Consider the following 2,019-nt stretch of genomic DNA (forward strand, 5'->3'; position numbering starts at 1 on the left):
CGCGCAAGGAGCTCGCGAGGGCATGGGGCCTGCTTCCGGCCGTGCGTGAGTGCGGCATCCGGCTTACGCTGCATCCGGCACTCAGCCGGATGGGCGGAACCGCTCAGGAATTCTAGGCGTATTTGTCGATCCGATTGACCGGAAGAGTCCCAGTCGTTGGCTGAGTACCGGATGCAGCGACTGTAGGAGCCACGCCCGGCGCTCCAGCAGGCCCCATGCCCCCGACCGTGTCTCTTTAGCCGCCGGAGTAATAGAAGGCTATAAAGCGGGAACTCTCCGGTCGGCCTCAGATCTGCCTGTCCGCAAGAACCATAACGTTTCGGTCCCTGCCACACAGGGCAGCACCGCCGGAGTCTGAATCAACGGACCGACGACCGTGCCAGGTGCCAGAAGACGGACGACAGAGGACGGGGGTGCTCTGACATCTGACCTCTGGATTCTGGCCCCTGCTACGGCAGCCGCTCCCACGGGTTGGCCGGCGCGATGACGCCGGATCCCAAGTGTTCTTAGCCGCCTAGCTGCCGAGCAGCCCAGCCGCCCAGCCGAAGTTACCTGGGAGGCTCGGCCCCGGGGGGCCTCATCCCTTGGCCGCGCGGCCGTCGAGGCGGTAGAGGAACGCCAAAATCTCGGCCACGGCCCGGTAGGTGTCGGGAGGGATCTCCTCGCCCGGATCCAGGTGGGAGAGCACCTCGGCCAGGGCCGGGTCGTGGCGGATGGGAACGCCCGCCTCCCGGGCCACCTCGACGATGCGCTCGGCCACCTTGCCCCGCCCCGAGGCGGTGACCCGGGGGGCCCGGTCCGTTTCGGGGCGGTACCGGAGGCTCGCCGCCTTCTTCCGGGGGGTCATGCCCTGACCTCCCAGAGGCAGGCCTCCGGCTCGGCCGAGGGCCGCAGGGCCTCCACCCCCAAACCCAGGAGGCGGACCCCGGCCCCCTCGGCGAGCGCCGACCGCAGGGCCGCGAGCTCCCGGCGCAAAAGCGGCAGGACCTCGGGCGAGGCCCCGAGGGAGATCCTCACCCCTTCGGGGACCCAGGCCACCCGGGCCTCCACCCGGCCGAGGTGGGGCAGATCCAGCCGGATGCGAACGGCCCGGTACCGCGTCGGCCGACCCGGCCGGCCCGAGGTTTCGTCGGGTTCCAGCCGGATCTCGCCCTGCACCGGCCCCTGCGGCCACGGGAGCACCAGGGGTACCACCGGCTCCCCCGCCGCGAGGGACCGGGCCTGGTGGGCTTCCACGTGACGCACCAGCGCCTCGGCCGCGTCCCGCAAGGGTCCCTCGGGCAACCGCTGCAGGAGCCTCTGGGCCAGGGTCTTGACGTCGCCGTACGCCTCCCCCCGGGCGAGATCGGCCTCGTGGAACACCCCACTGGCCCGGACCCAGCGGGCGAGCGCCGGAGCCAGGGCCTCGGGATCCTGGGGAAGGGAGAGAAGCCGGGCCAGGGGTTGGGCGGCCGGATCCGAGTCCCCGGCCGAAAGGATCGCCTCGACCGCCTGGGCCAGGGGTTGGGCCGGCGGCGGGAGAAGCCGCGCGGGGTTTGCCTCGGGGGCTGGGAGGGGTTGGAGCACGGTGGGGGGGCCCAGGGACGCCACCCGGGCCGGGAACCGGGCCCCGGCCGTGAGGTGCTCGGGGAACCGGGCGTCCCCGGTCCAGCGCCCGAGCGCCACCCGGCCCACCCCGGGCTCCAAGACCTCCAGAATCTCGACCTCGACGACCGCGCCGAGGGCCGGTCCGAGAGGCCCGGACGGTCCCGGCCCCGCCGGCGGCGGGGGCGCGCCTACCCCTCCAACCGGAGGCACAGCTCCACCTGGAACGGCCCCCCCTGGGTTTCAAACGGGATGACGATGCACGGGACCCCGCGGGGCCGGCTGACCACGTGGTCCTTGCCCACCACCACGGTGGGGATCGAGATCTTGAGGTCGTAGCCCTCGTCGGCCAGCACGCGCTTTGCGCCCCCCGCCACGATGTTCGCGAGCTCGCCCACCCCGTCCCGGGCACGATTTGCACCAGCCATGCCGCAC

Annotated in this window: 3 protein-coding genes; all 3 read right to left on the bottom strand. The window is 72.6% G+C overall.

The genetic code is table 11. The features are described 5' to 3' along the window. Positions 1-577: 577 nt before the first annotated feature. A complete protein-coding gene (locus tag ACY0I8_RS17950; protein ID WP_461395836.1) occupies positions 578-847 on the bottom strand; it encodes an EscU/YscU/HrcU family type III secretion system export apparatus switch protein in 270 nt (89 codons plus the stop codon). Next, positions 844-1,686: a flagellar hook-length control protein FliK gene (gene fliK, locus ACY0I8_RS17955; RefSeq protein WP_461395837.1), complete on the bottom strand. Its 843-nt coding sequence runs from the start codon at positions 1,684-1,686 to the stop codon at positions 844-846. Before fliK ends, ACY0I8_RS17950 begins: the two co-directional genes overlap by 4 nt. 89 nt (positions 1,687-1,775) lie before the next feature. Next, positions 1,776-2,019: chemotaxis protein CheX (locus tag ACY0I8_RS17960; protein ID WP_461395838.1), on the bottom strand; the 244-nt coding region annotated here is incomplete at its 5' end.

Source organism: Deferrisoma sp., from assembly GCF_054681715.1.